21 protein-coding genes and 1 tRNA gene are annotated in these 21,988 nt (G+C 66.7%); 14 read left to right on the forward strand and 8 right to left on the reverse strand.

Annotated features, from left to right (window positions below; genetic code table 11):
• Nucleotides 1-73: 73 nt before the first annotated feature.
• From QW845_RS05835 to QW845_RS05845, 3 genes are all read right to left on the reverse strand, one after another.
• Nucleotides 74-163, reverse strand: a tRNA-Ser gene (locus QW845_RS05835).
• Between the two features lie 230 nt (nt 164-393).
• On the reverse strand, nt 394-1,050 hold the full coding sequence (locus QW845_RS05840; protein ID WP_409997874.1) for an outer membrane protein: 657 nt from the start codon (nt 1,048-1,050) through the stop codon (nt 394-396).
• A gap of 473 nt (nt 1,051-1,523) precedes the next feature.
• Nucleotides 1,524-2,648 carry an ROK family protein gene (locus QW845_RS05845; RefSeq protein ID WP_315800678.1) on the reverse strand — a complete coding sequence of 375 codons (1,125 nt, stop codon included), beginning with the start codon at nt 2,646-2,648 and terminating at the stop codon, nt 1,524-1,526.
• Between the two features lie 371 nt (nt 2,649-3,019).
• On the opposite strand from QW845_RS05845, the gene rplU reads away from it, so the two are divergent.
• From rplU to QW845_RS05860, 3 genes are all read left to right on the forward strand, one after another.
• On the forward strand, nt 3,020-3,403 hold the full coding sequence (gene rplU, locus QW845_RS05850) for a 50S ribosomal protein L21 (protein ID WP_035648644.1): 384 nt from the start codon (nt 3,020-3,022) through the stop codon (nt 3,401-3,403).
• Nucleotides 3,404-3,542: 139 nt separating this feature from the next.
• Complete coding sequence (gene rpmA / locus QW845_RS05855; protein WP_315715952.1) at nt 3,543-3,812, forward strand: 50S ribosomal protein L27; 270 nt, start codon at nt 3,543-3,545, stop codon at nt 3,810-3,812.
• A 142-nt stretch (nt 3,813-3,954) separates the two neighbouring features.
• Complete coding sequence (locus QW845_RS05860) at nt 3,955-4,545, forward strand: GNAT family N-acetyltransferase (protein ID WP_315800679.1); 591 nt, start codon at nt 3,955-3,957, stop codon at nt 4,543-4,545.
• A gap of 162 nt (nt 4,546-4,707) precedes the next feature.
• On the opposite strand, the gene QW845_RS05865 is transcribed toward QW845_RS05860, so the two are convergent.
• Nucleotides 4,708-5,625 carry a DMT family transporter gene (locus QW845_RS05865; RefSeq protein ID WP_315800680.1) on the reverse strand — a complete coding sequence of 306 codons (918 nt, stop codon included), beginning with the start codon at nt 5,623-5,625 and terminating at the stop codon, nt 4,708-4,710.
• 201 nt (nt 5,626-5,826) lie between these two features.
• Between QW845_RS05865 and obgE the strand changes: the two genes are divergently transcribed.
• The 11 genes from obgE (at nt 5,827) to QW845_RS05920 (ending at nt 17,009) form a co-directional block, all read left to right on the forward strand.
• Nucleotides 5,827-6,897: a GTPase ObgE gene (obgE, locus tag QW845_RS05870; protein ID WP_315800681.1), complete on the forward strand. Its 1,071-nt coding sequence runs from the start codon at nt 5,827-5,829 to the stop codon at nt 6,895-6,897.
• Nucleotides 6,898-7,214: 317 nt separating this feature from the next.
• Nucleotides 7,215-8,351: a glutamate 5-kinase gene (gene proB / locus QW845_RS05875; protein WP_315800923.1), complete on the forward strand. Its 1,137-nt coding sequence runs from the start codon at nt 7,215-7,217 to the stop codon at nt 8,349-8,351.
• Between the two features lie 74 nt (nt 8,352-8,425).
• Complete coding sequence (locus QW845_RS05880; protein WP_315800682.1) at nt 8,426-9,715, forward strand: glutamate-5-semialdehyde dehydrogenase; 1,290 nt, start codon at nt 8,426-8,428, stop codon at nt 9,713-9,715.
• Between the two features lie 66 nt (nt 9,716-9,781).
• Nucleotides 9,782-10,405: a nicotinate-nucleotide adenylyltransferase gene (locus QW845_RS05885; protein WP_315800924.1), complete on the forward strand. Its 624-nt coding sequence runs from the start codon at nt 9,782-9,784 to the stop codon at nt 10,403-10,405.
• A gap of 310 nt (nt 10,406-10,715) precedes the next feature.
• Entirely contained in the window at nt 10,716-11,072 is a 357-nt protein-coding gene (gene rsfS / locus QW845_RS05890) for a ribosome silencing factor (protein ID WP_315800683.1), read from the forward strand.
• Nucleotides 11,073-11,128: 56 nt separating this feature from the next.
• The gene (rlmH, locus tag QW845_RS05895; RefSeq protein ID WP_315800684.1) at nt 11,129-11,611 is read left to right on the forward strand and encodes a 23S rRNA (pseudouridine(1915)-N(3))-methyltransferase RlmH; all 483 of its coding nucleotides are present in this window, start codon (nt 11,129-11,131) and stop codon (nt 11,609-11,611) included.
• A gap of 33 nt (nt 11,612-11,644) precedes the next feature.
• Nucleotides 11,645-13,015, forward strand: coding sequence for a murein hydrolase activator EnvC family protein (locus QW845_RS05900; protein ID WP_315800685.1), 1,371 nt, complete (start codon nt 11,645-11,647; stop codon nt 13,013-13,015).
• Nucleotides 13,012-14,364, forward strand: coding sequence for a S41 family peptidase (locus QW845_RS05905; RefSeq protein ID WP_315715943.1), 1,353 nt, complete (start codon nt 13,012-13,014; stop codon nt 14,362-14,364). Before QW845_RS05900 ends, QW845_RS05905 begins: the two co-directional genes overlap by 4 nt.
• Nucleotides 14,365-14,546: 182 nt before the next feature.
• The gene (locus QW845_RS05910; RefSeq protein ID WP_315800686.1) at nt 14,547-15,767 is read left to right on the forward strand and encodes a divergent polysaccharide deacetylase family protein; all 1,221 of its coding nucleotides are present in this window, start codon (nt 14,547-14,549) and stop codon (nt 15,765-15,767) included.
• Nucleotides 15,768-15,855: 88 nt separating this feature from the next.
• Nucleotides 15,856-16,362 carry an RNA pyrophosphohydrolase gene (locus tag QW845_RS05915; protein ID WP_315800687.1) on the forward strand — a complete coding sequence of 169 codons (507 nt, stop codon included), beginning with the start codon at nt 15,856-15,858 and terminating at the stop codon, nt 16,360-16,362.
• Between the two features lie 140 nt (nt 16,363-16,502).
• Nucleotides 16,503-17,009, forward strand: coding sequence for an RNA pyrophosphohydrolase (locus QW845_RS05920; RefSeq protein ID WP_315800688.1), 507 nt, complete (start codon nt 16,503-16,505; stop codon nt 17,007-17,009).
• A gap of 84 nt (nt 17,010-17,093) precedes the next feature.
• Here the strand turns inward: QW845_RS05920 and QW845_RS05925 are convergent, their stop codons facing one another.
• The 4 genes from QW845_RS05925 to QW845_RS05940 all read right to left on the reverse strand — a co-directional run bounded on the left by QW845_RS05925 (nt 17,094) and on the right by QW845_RS05940 (nt 21,870).
• Complete coding sequence (locus QW845_RS05925; RefSeq protein ID WP_315800689.1) at nt 17,094-18,782, reverse strand: adenylate/guanylate cyclase domain-containing protein; 1,689 nt, start codon at nt 18,780-18,782, stop codon at nt 17,094-17,096.
• Between the two features lie 164 nt (nt 18,783-18,946).
• Complete coding sequence (locus QW845_RS05930) at nt 18,947-19,354, reverse strand: F0F1 ATP synthase subunit epsilon (protein ID WP_315715938.1); 408 nt, start codon at nt 19,352-19,354, stop codon at nt 18,947-18,949.
• Between the two features lie 98 nt (nt 19,355-19,452).
• The gene (gene atpD / locus QW845_RS05935) at nt 19,453-20,895 is read right to left on the reverse strand and encodes a F0F1 ATP synthase subunit beta (protein WP_172112903.1); all 1,443 of its coding nucleotides are present in this window, start codon (nt 20,893-20,895) and stop codon (nt 19,453-19,455) included.
• 96 nt (nt 20,896-20,991) lie between these two features.
• Entirely contained in the window at nt 20,992-21,870 is an 879-nt protein-coding gene (locus tag QW845_RS05940; protein ID WP_315800690.1) for a F0F1 ATP synthase subunit gamma, read from the reverse strand.
• Nucleotides 21,871-21,988: the final 118 nt, after the last annotated feature.

Here is a 21,988-nt window from a genome sequence, read left to right on the forward strand (position 1 = left end):
CCGAAAGCTTCTGGCGTTATAGGCGCTCGAACGCCAGCCGGAAGACTGCAACGGACATCTGCGAACGTTTTGCTGGCGGAGAGGGAGGGATTCGAACCCCCGATAGGCTTGCACCTATGCCGCATTTCGAGTGCGGTGCATTCAACCACTCTGCCACCTCTCCAGGCGCAAATCAGGGGCGAGCCCCCGGGTCGGGCGCCGTTCTAGGGCACGATGCGGGGAGTGACAAGGCAGCCGGTCGAAATTTTCCGGGGGCTCGCGCAGGCGCGCCATTGCGGTCCGCTCGGGGAAGCGGACCGCACGCGGCGGCTGAACGGCTGCACCGCTCGCCCCGCGCTCCGACGGCCCCAGACTGACGCGGGCCGTCGAACCCGATGGTCTGCGCAGCGCCCGTCAGCGGAACAGGTCGAAATGGTAGTTCAAGCCGACCCGCACGGAGTGGATCTTGGCCGCCCGCCAGTCCGGCAGGTCGTCGTGCTTGAGGTCAGTGTAGAGATATTCGAGCTTCGCCGACCATTTCGGCTGGAACGCCCATTCGGCGCCAGCGCCCGCGGTCCAGCCCATCTTCATCTTGTGGATCGGCCCGTCCTTCAACTCGCCCGCCGCAAGACCCGCCGTACCATACAGCCACAGGCGCTGGTCGAGCACCGCGATGCCGGCGCGTGCGCGGCCGGAGGTGAGCCAGGGCATGCTGACGGCCGGATTGACGACGTCGCCCTTGCGCGAGAGGCCGGTGAATTCGAGATCGTTCTCGATGCCGACCACGAACATCGGCGAGATCTGGTAGTTGTAGCCGGCCTGCCCGCCGCCGATCACGCCGGACAGCTTGCCGCCATTGCCGCCGGCGGCGTTCGTGAAGGAGTCGTTTCCGGTGAAGGCGCCGCCGACATTGGCGCCGGCATAGAAGCCGGTCCAGGAGAACGGCGCCGGTGCGGCCGCATAGGCCGGCGCCTTGTAGGAAGTCGCCGCCAGGTCCGCCGCCTCCGCCCCGCCGCAGCCCAGCGCCGCCAGCGCCATGGCGGCCATCCCGTATCTCGCGCGTCCGATCATCATGTCCTCACACTCCATCCGGCGCGAGATTGCGCCGTCAAAATCCCACCGCATTTGGGACATTGATTTATAAACCGACTAGTCGGTTTGTAAATAGATCTGCGTGATATCGATGGCGATTTCTGCCTGCGGTCGGCGCGGCGGCCGGCGACGGGAGGTCAGGTACAAAGGTGGGACCGCCGTACGCTGACACATACCGGCGGTCCCGTGTCGCTACATCTTGGGGAAACCGACGGAAGAGACGGGGGTCAATCCGGCCGGCCTGAGCGACACCGGCGACCCTGGGCCATCTGCGCGTGCATCGCAATGCGAACCGTTCCTTAACCTAACCAGTCAAGGTTACCGGGTTCCATCCCATCCGACTGGTTGTACGGCGGTTTTCCGCACGTCCTGGCGCCGGGAGACACCCCTGCTGCAGCGCAACATTGCCATCCCGTCAGGCCCTGGCAGACACGGTGCGGCCGCGTCAATGCTCAATCCTTCTTCTTCTTGGCCGCCTTCTTGTCGTCGGCCTTGTCCTCCTTGGCCTTGTCGTCCTTGTCCTTGCGGCGGTTGGTGAAGCGGGCATTGCCCAGGCCGGTGCCGATGGTCAGCACGCCCCAGCGCTCGAACTCCTGCATGAACGGCACCTCGGAGAGCCCCTGCACGACGCCGTCATTGTGCATCAGCACCGCGGTGTCGTGGTCGCCGATCATCGGGATCGCCTCGACCAGGCTGGCCGGCAGGTTGAACTTGCTGCTCTCCCAATTGCCCGGCAGGTTCTGCGCGCCCTTTTCGATCGAGCCGTCCTCGTTGATGACGCCGGGACAGGCGATGCCGATGAAAGGCGCAAGCTTGAGGCCCTCGGTGTCAGCCTCCTCGATCAGCCCCTTCAGCATCTTGGCGAGCCGCTTGACCGCACCTTCCCGCGTGGGCTCGTCATCGGCATGGCGCCAGAGATCGGACTTCCACACCGACGCTTTCGACAGATCCGGCGACTTCTTCCAGGCGGTCTCGACGACGCCGCAGCGGATGTTGGTGCCGCCGATGTCGACGGCGAGGATGCTGTCATGGGCCTCGAAGATCCACGACGGCGCCAGATGCAGTGCGCCGATCAGGCCGGCATCGTCGGGATGATAGCGGATCGGCTCCAGCTCGACGCCAAAGCCCTCGTCCTTGAGGATGATCTCGGTGCGCGCGATCGCCAGCTCGCCGAGCCGGGAATCGCGAAAACCGCCGCCGACCACGATGCATTCGGTCTTGGCCCAGGCCTTGGTGCGCAGGAAGCGGCGGGTGACATGGGCAAGCTCCTGGGCGAACTCCTCGATCGCGGAATGCACGACGGCCGAGGCCTCGGTGTCGTCGCCGACCAGGATCGCATCCAGAGTCTTCTTGCTGATGGTCTCGCTGTCCTCGTCGCCGAACGGGTCCTTGCCGGACTTGCGCAACGGCTTGCGCCAGCGCTCCAGGATCTTGCGGAAGGCGCCCTTGGAGGCGCGGTCGCCGAGGAAGCCGTCCTCGTCCTTGAGCTCGATGTTGAAGCTGTCGATCTCGACCGACGGCAGCCGCGCGGCGCCGTGGCGGGCGATGCCCGTGGTGGTCATGACGTCGTCGGCCATATGATCCTGCCCTGTTGTGCGTTGGGCTCGGACAACGGCGGAGGGAACAGTTGGTTGCGGGTCCGGTGCGCCGGGTCGAGCGAATAGCGGCCGGGGCTCGGCGGGGGGGGGGGGGGGGGGCCGGGCATCCGTCCGGCCGGCAACCGTCCATTCACCTTGACTCGCCGGCTCACCCCGCTATAAGCGCCCGATCGACCGGCGCGGGCGTTCCTGCGCCGTTTGTCGTTGCGCTCTTTTCGGAGGCGTCAAAGCCTCGGGCGCAACTGCCGGCTCCAATCGGGCCGGACTCCATGAACCATAACGACTGAACAAGAAGCCGACCCGGGGCCATCGCGCTCTGAGGCCGGGATCGAACACGAAGGATGAGAACGATGTTCGCAGTCATCAAAACCGGCGGCAAGCAATACCGCGTCGCCCCGGATGATGTGCTCGAGATTGGCAAGATCGACGGTGAGCCCGGGACGATCGTGCAGCTGAACGAGGTGCTGGTGGTCGGCGGCGATACGCCGGTGCTGGGCATCCCTGCGGTGGCCGGCGCGTCCGTGGCCGTCGAGGTGCTGGACCACAAGCGCGGTCCCAAGGTCATCGCGTTCAAGAAGCGCCGCCGCAAGAATTCCCGCCGCAAGCGCGGCTACCGTGACGAGCTGACCTTGATCCGCGTCTCGGAGATCCTGACCGACAACGCCAAGCCGACCAAGGGCCCACGCCCGAAGAAGGCCAAGGCGGAAGCCCCGGCGGCCGACGCCGCGGAGTAAGCGTGCCGGCGCGCGTCTCGCGCGCCGCACCGGCTTGAACCTCATCGCGCGTGGATTTTTTGTCCGCGCAGGTTGCAAATGTGAATGATCCCTTAGCGGAATCGCGCTAAAGGTGATCGCAAGAGATCGGAGACGAGCGATGGCTCACAAAAAGGCAGGCGGTTCATCCCGCAACGGACGCGACTCCAAGGGCAAGCGCCTCGGCATCAAGGCGTTCGGCGGCGAGCGCGTGATTCCCGGCAACATCATTGCGCGTCAGCGCGGCACGACCTGGCATCCCGGCCTCAACGTCGGCATGGGCACGGATCACACGATCTTCGCGAAAATCGACGGCGTCGTCGAATTCCATGCCCGCGCCAACCGCACGTTCATTTCGGTGCGTCCGGTAGCCGCCGAGGCTGCTGAATAGAATACGGTGGAACGATACGCGTCCGCCGGGTCCTGATGAACCGGCGGAGCGCCAGATGGCTCCAGGGGAGGCGGGACAACCGGCCTCCCCTTTTCATTTTCGCTGATCCGAAACTGATCCCGAAGCGTCGATGGAGCCCGACATGCTGCAGGACATCACCACCCCCACCTTGCGCGAGGCGAGACCTTGCGTCCTCGAGACCCCCCGGCTGACGCTGCGGGCGCCGGTGCTCGCGGACGTGACAGCCATCGCCCGGCTCGCCGACGACCGTGTTATCGCCGAGAATACCCGCCGCCTGCCGCATCCCTATTCGGAGGTCGATGCCGCTCGCTTCGTTCGCGGGCTGGAGCAGACGGGTGAGACCGCCTTCCTGATCGAGCACCTCGACACGCCGATCGGGATGATCGGGATCAATCGACCAGCAACAGGCCGCGCCGAGCTCGGCTACTGGCTCGGCGTTGCGCATCGGGGCCGCGGCTTCGGCACCGAAGCCGCGCGCGCCGCGATCGACCATTTCTTCGAGACGAGCGAGGACAATGTGCTGATCGGGCACGCCCGCGTCAGCAACCCAGCCTCGCGCAACATCCTCGAAAAGTGCGGCTTCCAATGGACCGGCGTCGAGCTGCACCGCTTCGAGGTGATCGGCTCCTCCGCCCCGGTCGACGCCTTCCGCCTGACCCGGGGGGTCTGGTCGTCGCTGAAGGCCTGGGCCAATGCGGGGCGGCGGATTTAGCCGAGGCGACCGCTCCATCACTCGTGTCGTCCCGGCCTCGAGCCGGGACCCATAGCCACCGAAATCGGTGGTGGGAGCACGCTGGAGCCATAGCCTTCTCCACCACAGGCCGCACGGAGTCTGGGTCCCGGCTCGAGGCCGGGACGACGGCGGTGAACGCCGCTACACCGGGGGATTCACCGCACCCTGTCCCTGCCCCAGGCTGCGTTCGCGCAAGTAGATGTACAGCCCCGCGCCGATGATGATGATGGCGCCGATGATGGTCGCCGGGTGCGGCACATCGCCGAACACGACGAAGCCGAACAGCACGGCCCAGACGATCATCGTGTACTGATAAGGCACGACGACCGAAGCCGGGGCCAGCTTCAGCGAGCGGTTGACGCAGAAGAGAGCGGTCACCGAGATGAGACCGGCGGCGGCGAACAGCACCAGGCTGCCGGGTGTCGGCGTCACCCAGCCGAACGAGGACATCGCGGCGCCGAGCAGGAAGGTGCCGACGAACTGCGACGACGCCATCACGATGTCGGGCGTCGAGCGCAGCGAACGCGTGATCAGCATCAGCACCGCGAACGACAGACTGCCGCCTAGCGCGATCAAGGCCGGCAGGCTGAAGGTCTGCGCCGAGGGCCGCAGCGCGATCAGCACGCCGCAGAAGCCGATCAGGATCGCGGTCCAGCGCCGCCAGCCGACATGCTCGCGCAGCACCAGCGCAGACAGCGCGGTGACGAAGATGGGGCCGGCGAGATAGTAGGTGATGACGTCGGCGAGCGGCAGATAGACGGTCGCGAGAAAGAACGCCGCGACCTCCAACGTCGACAGGATCACGCGCACCAGCTGCAGCCAGGGACGCTCGAGCTGCAGGAACGCGGCGCGGTTGCGCCAGATGAACGGTGCGAGCAGCAGCAGCGCCGCACAGGCGCGCAGCCACAGCAGCTGGCCGACGGCATAGGTCGAGACCAGGAACTTGCCCAAGGCATCGCCGAACGAGAACATCGCGATCGACAGCAGCATCAGGCCGATGCCGGCGAGCCGCGCCGAGCGCTCATCGTTGGCGGTGGAGATTCGGGACAGCACGCTCATGACGAGGCTGCCTTATCAGCCCGACCGCGGTGGCTCCAGCCCTTCCGCCGAAAGCGTGACGCAGCCCTGCCGCAACCCCTGCGCAACGCTTGTCCAAGTCGTGCGCAGCGCGGCTTTACCGCTCGAAATTAAGGCTTCGGGCCGAATTAAACCCATTCCGCGGTTGCCGTGGGGACCCGCCTCGCCTACGTAGGGCGCATCATGAAATTCCTCGATGAAGCCAAGGTCTATGTGCGCTCCGGCGACGGCGGCAACGGTTGCGTTGCGTTCCGGCGCGAGAAGTTCATCGAGTTCGGTGGGCCGAACGGCGGCAATGGCGGCCGCGGCGGCGACGTGATCATCGAGGCTGTCGATGGACTCAACACCCTGATCGACTACCGCTACCAGCAGCATTTCAAGGCCCAGAAGGGCGAGAACGGCATGGGCAAGGACCGCCACGGCGCCGGCGGCAAGTCCGTGGTGCTCAAGGTTCCCGTCGGCACCCAGATCTTCGACGAGGACCGCGAGACGCTGATCCACGACTTTACCGCGGTCGGCGAACGGTTCGTGCTGGCCGAGGGCGGCAATGGCGGCTTCGGCAACGCGCACTTCAAGTCGCCGACCAACCGGGCGCCGCGCAACGCCAATCCCGGCCAGCCCGGCGAGGAGCGCTGGATCTGGCTGCGCATGAAGCTGATCGCCGATGCCGGCCTGGTCGGGCTGCCGAATGCCGGCAAGTCGACCTTCCTGTCCAAGGTCTCGGCCGCCAAGCCGAAGATCGCCGATTATCCGTTCACCACCCTGCATCCGCAGCTCGGCGTCGTGAATTCCGACGGCCGCGAGTTCGTGCTGGCCGACATTCCCGGCCTGATCGAGGGCGCGCATGAGGGCGCGGGCCTCGGCGACCGTTTCCTCGGCCATGTCGAGCGCTGCCGTGTGCTGCTGCATCTGGTCGATGCCACCTGCGAGCACGCCGGCAAGGCCTACAAGACCGTGCGGCACGAGCTCGAGGCCTATGGCGGCGAGCTGACCGACAAGATCGAGATCGTCGCGCTGAACAAGATCGACGCGGTCGACCCGGACGAGCTGAAGAAGCAGAGAGACCGGCTGAAGCGCGCCGCCAAGAAGACGCCGCTGCTGATCTCCGGCGCCACGGGCGAAGGCGTCAAGGAAGCCCTGCGCAAGCTCGCCGACGTCGTTGGGGAGTCGCCGGTCTCCAACAAGGCCAAGAACGCGGTCGAGAATGCTGCGACCGAGGAGCCGTGGGCGGCCCCGGTGCCACCGCAGGGCTGAGGCTCGAACCGAACCTTGCGCTGCGGACTGAGCCCGGCGCATATGTCGCAGCACCAAATTCGTATCTTACCTCTGAAGGACTGCCGACCGGCATTCGCTCAAGGTTGTTCGCAAGCGATCGCCTAGAGATCGGTGCACTCCCTCCCCCTTTGTGGGGGAGGGTTGGGGAGGGGGGTGCCCCGGCGGCGGTCTTGCCGTGTGGACCCCCACCCCCGACCCCTCCCCGCAAAAGGGAGGGGAGCGCACCACCTTTCGTGGCGCCAGCTCCACTCGATCTTGAGAGTCCGCCCATGGCAGCTGACTTGACCGAATTCACCATGGCACCCCGTCTCGAAAATTTCCGCCGCATCGTCGTCAAGGTCGGCTCGTCGCTGCTGGTCGATTCTGAGGCCGGCGAAGTCCGCGCCTCCTGGCTGACGGCGCTGGCCGCCGACATCGCCCGGCTGCATGGCCGCGGCTGCGAGCTGCTGGTGGTGTCGTCGGGCTCGATCGCGCTCGGCCGCAGCCGGCTGAAGCTGCCGCGGGGACCATTGAAGCTGGAGGAGAGCCAGGCGGCGGCCGCGGTCGGCCAGATCGCGCTGGCGCGGATCTGGTCGGAGGTGCTCGGCGCCCATGGCATCGGCGCCGGCCAGATCCTGGTGACCCTGCAGGACACCGAGGAGCGCCGCCGCTATCTCAACGCGCGCTCGACGATCGCCAAACTGCTGGAATGGCGCGCGGTGCCTGTCATCAACGAGAACGATACGGTCGCCACCGCCGAAATCCGCTACGGGGACAATGACCGTCTCGCCGCCCGCGTCGCCACCATGGCCAGCGCCGACCTGCTGGTGCTGCTGTCGGACATCGACGGCCTCTACACCGCGCCGCCCGCGCAGGATCCCAACGCCCGGCTGATCCCCGTGGTCGAGAGCATCACCGCCGACATCGAGGCGATGGCCGGCAGCGCGGCATCCGAACTGTCCCGCGGCGGCATGAAGACCAAGATCGAGGCCGCGAAGATCGCGACCACCGGCGGCACCCACATGCTGATCGCCTCCGGCAAGATCGAGCATCCGCTGGCGGCGATCGCCAATGGCGGCCGCTGCACCTGGTTCCTGACCCCGGCCAATCCGGTCACCTCGCGAAAACGCTGGATCGCCGGCTCGCTGGAGCCGAAGGGCACGCTGACGATCGACGCCGGTGCGGTCAACGCCCTGCGCGCCGGCAAGAGCCTGCTGCCGGCCGGCGTGATCAAGGTCGAGGGACAGTTTGCCCGCGGCGACGCGGTGGTGGTGCGCGGGCCCGACACCCACGAGATCGGCCGCGGCCTCATCGCCTACGACGCCGATGACGCCGAGCGCATCAAGGGCCGCTCCTCGCCTGACGTCGCAATCATTCTCGGCGTGTCGGGACGAGCGGAGATGATCCATCGCGACGATCTGGTGATCGGCCCGGCGGGCGTGGGGCCGGCCTAGAGCCCCGCCGCCGACGTTCGCAAATGGCTGCTTTCCGTGCTACTGGAGAGCCTTAATTCAAGGTTGAACCGCCCATGACCGCGCCTCTCAAGGCTATCGACGGCAGCGCCGATCTGCCCCAGCTGATGAACGATCTCGCCAAGCGCGCCCGTGCGGCGGCGCGTGTGCTGTCGCTGGCGCCGGCCGAGCAGAAGAACCGCGCGCTGGAGGCGATGGAGCGGCGGATCCGCGCCCGCGCCGACGCCATCATCGCCGCCAATGCCGAGGACGTCGCCGACGCCAAGGCGGCCGGCATGACCTCGTCCTTCCTTGATCGCCTGACATTGACCCCGGCCCGCCTCGCCGCGATGGCCGACGGCATCGCCGTGGTACGTGGCGTCGCCGATCCGGTCGGCGTGGTCACCGAGAGCTGGCAGCGGCCGAACGGCATGACCATCGAACGCGTGCGGGTGCCGCTTGGCGTGATCGCCGTGATCTTCGAGAGCCGCCCCAACGTCGCGGCCGACGCCGGCGTGCTCTGCCTGAAGTCCGGCAATGCCGTGATCCTGCGCGGCGGCTCGGACTCGTTCCGCTCCTGCCGCGCCATCCATGAATGCCTGGTGGAGGGCCTGCGCGAGGCGGGCCTGCCGGAGGCCGCGATCACGCTGGTGCCAACGCGCGACCGCGCGGCCGTCGGGCTGCTGCTGTCGGGCCTGAACGGCGGTGTCGACGTGATCGTGCCGCGTGGCGGCAAGAGCCTGGTCGCGCGCGTCGAGGCCGAGGCGCGCGTGCCGGTGTTCGCGCATCTCGAAGGCGTGAACCACGTCTATGTCGATGGCGCCGCCGACCTGGAGATGGCCAAGTCGATCGTGCTGAACGCCAAGATGCGCCGCACCGGCGTGTGCGGCGCGGCCGAGACCTTGCTGATCGATCGCGCCTCGCAGGACAAGATCAAGCCGCTGGTCGACCTGCTGATCGGCGCCGGCTGCGAGGTGCGTGGCGACGATGCCGTGCGCGCGGCGGATGCGCGGGTGAAGCCGGCCAGCAACGAGGATTGGGACACCGAATATCTCGACGCCATCATCGCCGCGAGGGTCGTCGACGGCGTCGATGGCGCGATCGCTCACATCCACGCGCATGGCTCGCATCATACCGATGCGATCGTCACCGACGACAATGCGGCCGCCGACAAGTTCCTCAACGAGGTCGACTCGGCGATCGTACTGCACAACGCCTCGACCCAGTTCGCGGACGGCGGCGAATTCGGTTTTGGCGCTGAGATCGGCATCGCCACGGGCAAATTCCATGCGCGCGGCCCCGTCGGCGTCGAGCAGCTCACCAGCTTCAAATACCGGATCCACGGCACCGGACAGACGCGGCCATGACGGCCGCATCCTGTGGTTGAGTCGCTCGAGCAGCAGGCGGGGGCAGCCGTGACCGACGCCACAGCCATGCGTCTTGCGATCCGCCAGGCGCTGCCGCCCTACAGTGACGGCATGCGCATCGGCCTGCTCGGCGGCTCGTTCAACCCGCCGCACCAGGCGCACCGCGCGATCAGCCTGTTCGCGCTGAAGCGGCTGCAGCTCGACCGTGTCTGGTGGCTGGTCACGCCGGGCAATCCGCTCAAGAACAATGGCGGGCTGCATGCGCTGGCCGAACGCGCCGAAGCGGCGCGCAAGGTCGCCGCCGATCCGCGCATCGAGATCAGCTGTCTCGAATCCGTCATCGGCACGCGCTACACTGCCGACACGATCGATTATCTGCGCCGGCGCGCCTCCCGCCTGCGCTTCGTGTGGATCATGGGCGCCGACAATCTCGCGCAGTTCCATCGCTGGCAGAAGTGGCAGCACATCGCGGCCCAGGTGCCGATGGCCGTGGTCGATCGTCCGCCCCGCAGCTTCCGTGCCCTGAACGCGCCCGCCGCACGCGCCCTGGCGCGGTATCGCATTCCCGAAGCGCAAGCCAGCCGTCTGGCCGACCGCGCCGCTCCAGCCTGGGTCTACCTCACCGGGCTGAAGCTCAGCCTGTCCTCGACGGGGCTGAGGAACCCGGACGGCAGTTGGAAGTCGTTCTGAATGGCCGCGCGTTCCCGTCGCGCGCGGCACCGGATATGCATGGAACTTTCCGTCCCCCGCTACGGTCCGAAGCGGGACGGCGTCGACGCTGTCGGGCCGGACGACCGGGGTACTGGATTGTTGAAACCATTAACCCCACATGCCTAGTATGGTCAGCAGGCCGGGTTGGATTCGGCCTGCGATACAGTGAAAGGAATGGTCCCTGACCACATCTGTATTGTCCCAGTCGGCCTTACCCAAGACGAAGGCAACGACTACCAAGTCGGCGACAGCCAAGTCAGCGCGTAAGACGTCGACCCAAGATGCGGCCTTGCAGGCGCAACCCGGCGCCGACAAGACCCTGCGCACGATCCTCTCCCGCCTCGAAGACATGAAGGCGGAGGAGACGATCACGATCGATCTTCGCGGCAAATCGGCGTATTCGGACTACATGGTCATCACCACGGGCCGCTCGAACCGGCACGTCGGGTCGATCGCGGAAAACGTCGCCAAGGGCCTGAAGGAAGCCGGCACCAAGAAACTCCACATCGAGGGCCTGCCCAATTGCGATTGGGTGCTGATCGATTCCGGCGACGTGATCGTGCACGTGTTCCGACCCGAGGTTCGCGAGTTCTACAATCTCGAGCGATTGTGGACTCAAGGGCCGAACCCGGCCAAGGCGGTCTAGGCGGCCCCACGCCGCGGCGGATGCGAATCGTGGCGCGCACGTGCTAGTCCGTGCGCATGCGCCTGATCGTGGTCGCCATCGGCCGGTTGAAGCAGGGTCCCGAGCGGGAGCTCGCGGAGCGCTACCGCGAGCGTTTCGACGACATCGGCCGAAAGCTCGGCTTTCGCGGCCTCGACATCCATGAAATCCCGGAAAGCCGCGCGCGCGATGCGGCGACACGCATGACCGAGGAGGCCGCCGCGATATCGGCGGCGGTCCCGGACAAGTCCGTGCTCGTCTGCCTCGACGAGCGTGGCCGGAATGTCGACAGCACAACCTTTGCGGGTTATCTTGGGCGCTGGCGGGACGAAGGCATTCCGGCTGCCGTCTTCGCAATCGGCGGTGCCGACGGACTTTCGCCCGATTTGCGGCGCAGAGCCAAGCTCGGGGTTGCGTTTGGCGCCGCCACCTGGCCGCACCAGATCGTCCGCGTCCTGCTGCTCGAGCAGATTTACCGTACTGCTACGATCCTTGCCGGTCACCCCTATCACCGCGCTTGAACAAGGGACGATGGGAGCACAATAAGGACCTCGATGTTCGCTGCGCGGCCCCTCTCCTGCTCCCCAAGACCTGCCCGCGGCGGCCAGTCCTGCCGTGCGTCGCTCATCGCGCTCGTTGTGGTGTTCTCCGGATGTCCGGCGCTGGCGCAGAGCGGACTCCGGCCATCCATCCCCGGTACGGCATCACCGACGCCGGCCACCCCGGAGCAGTTGAAGCAGCGCGAACAGGAGCTCGAGGCCGCCCGCGCGGCCCAGAAGGCCGCCGCTGAGGCCCAGGAGCGGCTGAAGGCCGACATCGCCGCGCTCGGCGAGGATCGCGGCAAGCTCAACCAGCAACTGATCGACGTCGCGGCGCAGGTGCGGAGCGTCGAAGTGCGCGTTGCCGAGGCCGAAACGCGGCTGCGCGGGCTCGACGGCCGCGAGCAGGATCTGCGGACGTCGCTGGAAACGCGGCGGACCGAGATCATCGAGGTTCTTGCCGCACTGCAGCGCGCCGGCCGCCGCACCCCGCCGGCCCTGCTCGTCCGTCCCGAGGATGCGCTGCAATCCCTGCGGACCGCGATGCTGCTGGGCTCGGTGATCCCCGAGATGCGAAGCCGAGCCGAAAAGCTCTCGACCGATCTCGGCGAGCTCGTCGCCATCCGCAAGACGATCGCCAGCGAACGCGACAAGCTCGCCGGCGACCGCGACAGGCTGCGCACCGATCAGACCCGTCTCGCGGCCCTGGTGGAGGAACGCCAGCGCAAGCAGAGCTCGGCCGAAAAGGACATGGAAGCCGAAAGCGCGCGCGCCGCCGTGCTGGCCCAGCAGATCGACTCGCTGCAGGGGCTGATCACGACGATGGAGCTGGACCTCAAGAGCGCGGCCAAGGCTGCCTCGACGGCGAGCCTGCAGGGGGTGCCGGTCAACAGCAAGCCGGACGCGAATGCGCTGCGCAACCCAGGCCGCAAGGCGCCCGCGATCGCGTTCGCCTCGACCAAGGGCATGCTGGCGTTTCCTGTCAACGGCACCAAAATCCGCGAATTTGGCGCATCGGACGGTGCCGGCGGCTCGGATAAAGGCATTTCTTTGGCAACCCGGCCAGGGGCTCAGGTCACAACCCCGTGTGATGGCTGGGTTGTGTATGCGGGTCCCTTCCGTAGCTACGGACAACTCTTGATCCTCAACGCCGGTGGCGGGTATCATGTCCTGATCGCCGGGATGGAGCGCATTTCCGTCAACATCGGGCAGTTTGTTCAGACGGGAGAGCCGGTCGCGATCATGGGTAACAGCTCCCAGGTTGCCTCCATTCTCGCTACCAACGCGAGTCAACCAGTGCTCTATGTCGAGTTCCGTAAGGACGGCACTCCAATCGATCCAGGCCCATGGTGGGCCGCAAATGAAGGCGAAAAGGTACGCGGATGATGCGTAAGACTTCGGTAATTCTCCTGAGCGCGGCCACCGGTGCGGCATTGACCCTGTTCGTCTCGCAACCGCGCGCGGTGTTGATGGGATCGACGGCGCGCGCCGCGACCGCCGATACCTATCGCCAGCTCAACCTGTTCGGCGACGTGTTCGAGCGGGTGCGCAGCGACTATGTCGAGAAGCCCGACGATTCGAAGCTGGTCGAGTCCGCGATCAGCGGCATGCTCTCGGGCCTCGATCCGCATTCGAGCTACATGGATGCGAAGAGCTTCCGCGACATGCAGGTGCAGACCCGCGGCGAGTTCGGCGGCCTCGGCATCGAGGTGACGATGGAAGACGGCCTGATCAAGGTGGTGTCGCCGATCGACGATACTCCGGCCTCGAAGGCAGGCATCCAGGCCAACGACATCATCACCAATCTCGACGACGAAGCCGTGCAGGGCCTGACCCTCAACCAGGCGGTCGAGAAGATGCGCGGCCCGGTCGGCACCAAGATCAAGCTGAAGGTCGTGCGCAAGGGCGCCGACAATCCGCTGGACGTGACGCTGACCCGCGACAACATCCGCGTCCGCTCGGTGCGCTCGCGCACCGAGAGCGACGACATCGCCTATATCCGCATCACCACCTTCAACGAACAGACCACCGAGGGCCTGAAGAAGAGCATCGCCGACCTGCAGAACCAGATCGGTGACAAGCTGAAGGGCTACATCATCGACCTGCGCAACAATCCGGGCGGCCTGCTCGAGGAGGCGGTCACCGTCTCCGACGCGTTCCTGGAGCGCGGCGAGATCGTCTCGACCCGCGGCCGCAATGCCGAGGAGACGCAGCGCCGCGCGGCACATGCCGGCGACCTCACCAAGGGCAAGCCGGTCATCGTGCTGATCAATGGCGGCTCGGCGTCGGCGTCGGAGATCGTGGCCGGCGCGCTGCAGGACCACAAGCGCGCGACGCTGGTCGGCACCCGCTCGTTCGGCAAGGGCTCGGTGCAGACCATCATCCCGCTCGGCGCCGGCAACGGCGCGCTGCGGCTGACCACCGCGCGCTACTACACGCCGTCGGGCAAATCGATCCAGGCCAAGGGCATCGTGCCCGACATCGAGGTGCTGCAGGACGTGCCGGATGAGCTGAAATCGCGCACCGACACCAAGGGCGAGGCGTCGCTGCGCGGCCATCTGAAGAACGACGGCGACGAGAAGACCGGCTCGCAGTCCTACGTGCCGCCGGACACCAAGGACGACAAGGCGCTCAAAATGGCTGCCGACCTGCTCCATGGCATCAAGAACAGCGCTAACACCCCGGCGCCGACCGAAAAGGCCGCGGCCGACAAGCCGGCCAAGGCGGCGAACTGAGGCCGCCGCCGGAGCGGCGGCCGACAGACGCGAAGTGGGTTTGAAGGGCGGCCTCCAGGCCGCCCTTTGTTTTTTGGACGGCTTCTCGTTTGCGGCTCCGCCGATCTACGGGCTTTCGGACACTGGCCCTGCGTCCGAATCCCTGCCGTGGTATCGTCGACCCGATTGATTCGGGAATTTCGATGACAGAGACGGCCGACGAACTGAGCGCCCCGCTCGGACAGACGGAAAAGCGTCGCAGGCGCCGCGTTCGGCTTCCCTTCACGGCCCTGCAGGCCCTTGCGATGCTGCTGGGGCTGTTCCTGGTCGCGTTTGCCGGCTTTGCGATGTTCAACGACAATCCACTCGGTGGCGAGCCGGTCGCCCGCGTCGCGATCAACGAGGGCGCAAAGCCCGCCGACGACAAGGCTACCGCCAAGCCGGATGGCAAGCCAGACGCAAAGGCCGACCACGGCGCGGCCCCCGCGGCCAAGCAGGAGGGCGGCGAGCGCAAGACGGTCACCATCATCGACGGCTCCAGCGGCGCCCGCCAGGAGGTCGCGATCGGTGCCGGTGGCGAGACGGCAGAGCCTGGATCGGCCACGCCGGCTGCGAGCCAGATGCCCGGCGTCGACCCGCGGCTGCTGGAGAAGTCGCGCTACGGCATGATCCCAGTGATGGCCGACGGGCTGAAGCCGTTCACCGCCTATGCGGCCGAGGCCGACCGCGCCAAGGCGGCGCGCATGCCGGCCGTCGCGATCGTGATCGGCGGTCTCGGCGTCGGCGCCGCCAAGACGGCGGACGCGATCATGAAGCTGCCGCCCGCGGTCACCCTGGCCTTCACGCCCTATGGCTCCGATCCGACCAAACTCGCCGAGCGCGCCCGGGCGCAGCGCCACGAGATCCTGTTGCAGGTCCCGATGGAGCCCTACGACTATCCCGACAACGATCCGGGTCCGCAGACGCTGCTCGCCACACTCGGACCGGACCAGAACATCGACCGGTTGTTCTGGCACATGAGCCGGCTGCAGGGTTACGTCGGCATCGGCAACTTCATGGGTGCGCGCTTCGTCGCAACGGAAGCGGCGATGCAGCCGATCGTGAACGAGGCCGCCAAGCGCGGCCTGGCCCTGTTCGACGATGGCGCAGCCCCGCGCAGCGTGGCGGCGTCACTCGCCACGGGGCTCGCGATGCCGTTCGCGAAGGGCGACGTCACCATCGACGCGGTGCCGACCCCGGTCGAGATCGACAATGCGCTCGCCAAGCTCGAAAGCCTGGCCAAGGAACGTGGCGTCGCCGTCGGGACCGCCTCGGCGCTGCCAGTCTCGATCGACCGCATCGCCACCTGGATCAAGGGGCTCGACCGCAAGGGCATTCTGCTGGTGCCATTGACAACCGCGATGCTGAAATCAAAATCGAACTGAACGAACGTGCGCCGGCCCGACCGGCGACGTGACAGCGTGAGGCCTGCGCAGCGAGGCGCAGGGTCCCCGCAGGAAGGCCGAGACCGGAATGACGCGCTACGAGGACCTGCCTTACCGCACCTGCGTCGGCATTATGCTGATCAATTCGGAGGGGCTGGTTTTCATCGGTCGCCGCGCCGGCGGGATCGAGCATGTCGACGACACCCATGTCTGGCAGATGCCGCAGGGCGGCGTCGATCCCGGCGAGGATGCCTGGGAGGCGGCCAAGCGCGAGCTGTATGAAGAGACCAGCGTGCGTTCCGTCGAGAAGCTGGCCGAGGTCGGCGACTGGCTGACCTACGACATTCCGCGTACGGTCGCAGGCCGTGCCTGGAAGGGGCGCTATCGCGGCCAGCGCCAGAAATGGTTCGCGCTGCGCTTCACCGGGTCCGATGCCGAGATCGACGTCGAGCGACCCGGCGGCGGCCACCACAAGGCGGAATTCGTCAGCTGGCGCTGGGAGCCGATGCAGAACCTGCCGGGGCTGATCGTGCCGTTCAAGCGGCCGGTCTACGAGCGCGTGGTCAAGGAATTCGCGCCGCTCGCGGGCGATTGATCGCGATCCGCGCCCTCGACGCGATACCCGACATCCGCTAGTCCGCTTCTGCGCACGGGCTGCAGGGAATCTCTGCAGATGCGACGCGACGATGCCGTCATGATGCGCTGCTATGCGATCGATAGTTCATGGATTTGCGGATGACCGAGACAAGACCCTATCGTCCGAATGTCGGGATCGCCCTGCTCAATGCCGAAGGGCTCGTGTTCCTCGGACGACGCTTTCGCGATGACGGACCGGAGATCGTCCTTCCCGGCCTCGAATGGCAGATGCCGCAGGGCGGGGTCGATCCCGGCGAGGATCTGCAGGCGGCGGCGCGGCGCGAGCTGTGGGAGGAGACCGGCATTCGCGACGCCGACATCCTTGGAGAGACCGACTGGCTGACCTACGAATTTCCGCCATTCGAGGATCCCAACCACCGGCTCGCGCGCTTTCGCGGCCAGCGGCAGAAATGGTTCGCGATGCGCTTCACCGGGCGGGAGGCCGACATCGATCCGGTGACGCCGCGCAACGGCCAGCCGGCCGAGTTCGACGCCTGGCGCTGGGAGCGGCTGGCGCGCGTACCGGAGCTGGTGGTGCCGTTTCGCCGCGAGGTCTATCGTGCGGTGGCGGAGGCCTTTGCGCATCTCGCCGAAGCGGGCGAGTGATCGACGGCAAAGAGTGAGGCTCTGCGTCATTCCGGTCTCGCGCGCGGCGCGCGTCGGAAAGCAATGTCGAGAGAGTTCGCCGGCTCAATTGTCCTCGACCGTGAACGGCCCGATCGCAATCACCCGGCAGTCGTTGTCGCGCGTGGCGCAGTCGGCCAGCGCGCCGCCGATCGCCGTCTCCTCACGGTCGCCATTGAGGCTGAAGCCGGGGTGGCCGGCCGTTCCGACCGCGACTGCATTCCAGCCCGACGTCGCGGCCTCAAGGCGCCGCGCTACCTCCTCGCGCGCCTCCGGGGCGATCGCCTGATGGATGGCCGCGTGGAAGAAGCCGGTGGCTTTCATCACGGTCGGTATCGGCACCACGAAGGCATCGTCGAGCGCAACGATGATGCAGGCGGTTCCCGCCTGAGCGCCGCAGGCTTCCAGATTGCGCCGAACCACGTCGTCGACGAGGTCGCCGCCGACGCTGTAGAAGAACTGGCCACCGGGCCCGAGCGCGATCGCCTTGGTCCGTCGCGCCGTCCCGTAGTTCGCTTCGAGCCGGGCGCGGCCGGTATCACGCACCAGCGGCATCTCGGCCGCGCTGAAGGCGCGTTCGGTCAGCGGGTCGTGGCGCACCCAGGGCTGCGGCGGCAACGGCGGCTTGCTGTGCACGTAGACGACATTGTCACCAACGGCGTAGAGCTCGCATTTGCGCGGTCCGTTCGCGTTGTCCGCGCGCTGCTGGCACTGCTCCAGCGCGGCCGACTTCGCCGCGTCGTCGCTCGCCTGCCCGGTGACGTAGGCGCTGACGCCGTTGATCGTGGTCGCGAACGCCTTGTGCTCGGGCGCCGGCACGTAGTCGCGCGCCAGCGCAATGCGAGTCCGCTCGCTCACGAACGGCACGGCTTCAGGTGCAAACTTCTCGGCAGCGACAGAGGATGAAGGCGAGGGCGACTGTTGCGGCTGCGGCGAGTCGGCCGGCTGCATGGCGACGGATGACTGCGTCGGCGCGGCGGATGGAGATGAAGACGGGACCGAGGACGGCGAAGCCGGCGTGGCCGACAGCCGGGCCAACGCTTCCGCCGCCGCCTTGGCGGCATCGCGCTGCGCGGGATGCGGATCGCGATAATCCAGGTAGAGCTCGGTCCCGACCCCGACCGCGCCGAGCGCAACCAGGGCGGCCGTAATTCGCCAGATCATGCGGAGCCCGCCGCCGCGGGCGGCTTTCTTTTCTTCCGGCGGCGCGTAGGTGCCGTCCTCGCGGCGCATCGCCACGCGAAAGGCGTGCACCGGGGTGGGGATGTTCTTGACCTCCCGCGCGCCCATGTCGGCGAACTGCACCGACAGCTTGTTGGCAACCTGCTCATGGACGGCGCGCGAGATGCAGATGCCGCCGACGTCGGCGAGGCCCTCGAGGCGCGCTGCAATGTTGACGCCGTCGCCGAGCAGATCGCCGTCGCGCTCGACGACGTCGCCGATGGTGATGCCGATGCGATAGCTCATCTGCCGGCTCGGCGGATAGGCCATGTTGCGCGTGCGCAGGCTCTCCTGGATGTCGATCGCGCAACGCACCGCTTCGACCGCGCTGGGGAATTCCGCGAGCACCGCATCGCCGGCGGTGTTGAAGATGCGGCCGCCGGCGCGCGCGATGAAGTCGTCAACGACCTCGCGATAGGCCGCCAGTCGCCGTAGCGTTTCTTCTTCATCCTCCGCGACCAGGCGCGAATAGCCGGCGATATCGGCGGCGAAAATCGCCGCGATCTTGCGTTTCAAGACGATCTGTCCTGCCATGTCACCGCGCCCGCTGGATCGGCCGGGAGCATGCCGTCAGATCGGTGAGCATGCAACCGGCCCCTTGAAGTAGTCATCGACCGGCGCACGTCGTTCGAGCCCCAAACGAAAATGGCCGGGCAGAGCCCGGCCATGAACGTTCATTCATACGTCGTGCGGTTGGATCAATGCAGCGCGGTCGTATTGAGCTGCTGCTGGATCGTCTTGAAGTGATCGAGCCGCTCGATCGCGCGATCGAGCTCGTTGCCCTGCTTCTCGTTCAGCTTGGATTCCATGCCGGCGATCTCGGCCGCGAAGGCGGTCTGGTCGAGCTCCTTCAGCGACGTGGCGACGTCGGCGAGAACCGTCAGACCTTTGTCCGAGATCTCGGCAAGACCGCCGAGCACGATGATCTTCTGCTGCGATCCGCCTGATGTCACTGTCAGGATGCCCGGCCGCAGCGTCGCCACGAACGGCGCGTGGCCCGCGAGCACGCCGAAATCACCCTCCTGGCCGGGAACGTCGACCTGGTCGACCTCACCCGAGAAGGCGATCTTTTCCGGCGAGACGAGATCGAAATGGAAAGTAGCCATGAGGAAACCTGCGAGTAGCGAATAGCGAATGGCGAGTAGTGAATGGAGAAGGGAGCAGCGGATAACCCTATTCGCTACTCCCTATTCGCCATTCGCCCTTAGGCGGCTTCCGCCGCCAGCTTCTTGCCCTTCTCGACCGCCTCGTCGATGTTGCCGACCATGTAGAAGGCGGCCTCCGGCAGGTGGTCGTACTTGCCTTCACACAGGCCCTTGAAGCCCTTGATGGTGTCGGCGAGGTCGACGAACTTGCCCGGCGATCCCGTGAAGATTTCGGCGACGTGGAACGGCTGCGACAGGAAGCGCTCGATCTTGCGGGCGCGGGCCACCGTCAGCTTGTCCTCTTCCGAGAGCTCGTCCATGCCCAGAATGGCGATGATGTCCTGCAGCGACTTGTAGCGCTGGAGGATCTGCTGGACCATGCGCGCGGTTTGATAGTGCTCCTCGCCGACGACCAGCGGGGACAGCATGCGCGACGTGGAGTCGAGCGGGTCCACCGCCGGGTAGATGCCCTTTTCCGAGATCGCGCGGTTGAGCACGGTGGTCGCGTCCAAGTGCGCGAACGACGTCGCCGGCGCCGGGTCGGTCAAGTCGTCGGCCGGCACGTAGATCGCCTGCACCGAGGTGATCGAGCCCTTGTTGGTGGTGGTGATACGCTCCTGCAGCGCGCCCATGTCGGTGGCGAGCGTCGGCTGATAACCCACCGCCGACGGGATACGGCCGAGCAGCGCCGACACTTCCGAGCCCGCCTGCGTGAAGCGGAAGATGTTGTCGACGAAGAACAGCACGTCCTGGCCCTGGTCGCGGAAGTGCTCGGCGACGGTGAGGCCGGTCAGGCCGACGCGGGCGCGGGCGCCGGGCGGCTCGTTCATCTGACCGAACACCAGCGCGCACTTCGACTTGACGCTCGGATCCGGATTGTGCGGATCGGCGTTGACCTTGGACTCGATGAACTCGTGATAGAGGTCGTTGCCCTCTCGCGTACGCTCGCCGACGCCGGCGAACACCGAGTAACCGCCGTGCGCCTTGGCGACGTTGTTGATCAGCTCCTGGATCAGCACGGTCTTGCCGACGCCGGCGCCGCCGAACAGGCCGATCTTGCCGCCCTTGGCATAGGGCGCCAGGAGGTCGACGACCTTGATGCCGGTGACGAGAATTTCAGCTTCCGTCGACTGGTCGGTGTAGCTCGGCGCGTCCGCGTGGATCGGGCGCAGGCCTTCCGCCTTGACGGGGCCGGCTTCGTCGATCGGCTCGCCGATCACGTTCATGATGCGGCCGAGCGTGCCCTCGCCGACCGGCACCCGGATCGGCGAGCCGGTGTCGGTCACCTCCTGGCCGCGCACCAGACCTTCGGTGGTGTCCATCGCGATCGTGCGGACGGTGGATTCACCGAGATGCTGGGCGACCTCCAGCACAAGGCGGTTGCCGGCGTTCTTGGTTTCGAGCGAATTGAGAATGGCCGGCAGGTGACCTTCGAACTGCACGTCGACGACGGCGCCGATGACCTGGGTGATGCGACCGATCTGGTTGGCTGCGGTAGCCATTGAGTGTCTCTCCTTACGATCCGTATACGAAACCACGGTCGGCTCGACCGGGATATGTTCCTGGGTTGCGCTTCAAAGAGGCGCGACGCGATCTGGCTAGACCGCCTCGGCGCCCGAAATGATTTCGATCAGTTCCTTGGTGATCATCGCCTGACGCGTGCGGTTGTAGATCAGCGTCTGCTTGCGGATCATCTCGCCGGCGTTGCGCGTGGCATTGTCCATCGCCGACATCTGCGCACCGTAGAACGAGGCGTTGTTTTCGAGCAGCGCGCGGAAGATCTGCACGGCGAGATTGCGCGGCAGCAGCCCGGCGAGGATCTCGTCCTCCTCCGGCTCGTATTCGTAAGGCGCCAGCGGCGCAGCATTGGCAGGCCGCGCCTCGACCACCAGCGGAATGATCTGCTGTGCCGTCGGGATCTGCGCGATCACCGAGCGGAAGCGCGAATAGAACAGCGTGCAGACGTCGAACTCGCCGGCCTCGAAGCGGGCGATCACCTTCTTGGCGATCTCGTCGGCATTGGCAAAACCGATCTGGCGAACCGAGCGCAGATCCATGTGCTCGACGATCTGCTTGTCGAACTGACGGCGCAGTTGCTCGTAGCCCTTGCGGCCGACGCAGAAGAATTTCACTTCCTTGCCCTGGTTCATCAGGGCTAGCGCACGCTCGCGCGCCAGACGCACGATCGAGGAGTTGAACGCGCCGGACAGGCCGCGCTCGCCGGTGCAGACCAGCAGCAGATGCACCTGGTCGCGCCCGGTGCCCGCGAGCAGGCTCGGGCCGCCGGCGGAGGCAATGGTGGCGCTCGCGATGTTGGAGATCACGGCGTCCATCTTCTCGGCATAGGGACGCGCCGCTTCGGCCGCCTGCTGCGCGCGGCGCAGCTTGGAGGCGGCGACCATCTGCATGGCCTTGGTGATCTTCTGCGTCGCCTTGGTCGAGGCGATGCGGACCCGCATGTCTTTCAGTGACGCCATTGTTCGTCTAGCTCACCCCGGCGGCCGATCCCCTGGAGACCCGACCGCTCAACCCTGAGATTGGTCATGCCCGGCCTGATGCTGGGCATGAGATGTCACGTTGTCCACCCCGAAGGCG

This window comes from Bradyrhizobium sp. SZCCHNS3002, assembly GCF_032377435.1.
Classification (GTDB): domain Bacteria; phylum Pseudomonadota; class Alphaproteobacteria; order Rhizobiales; family Xanthobacteraceae; genus Bradyrhizobium.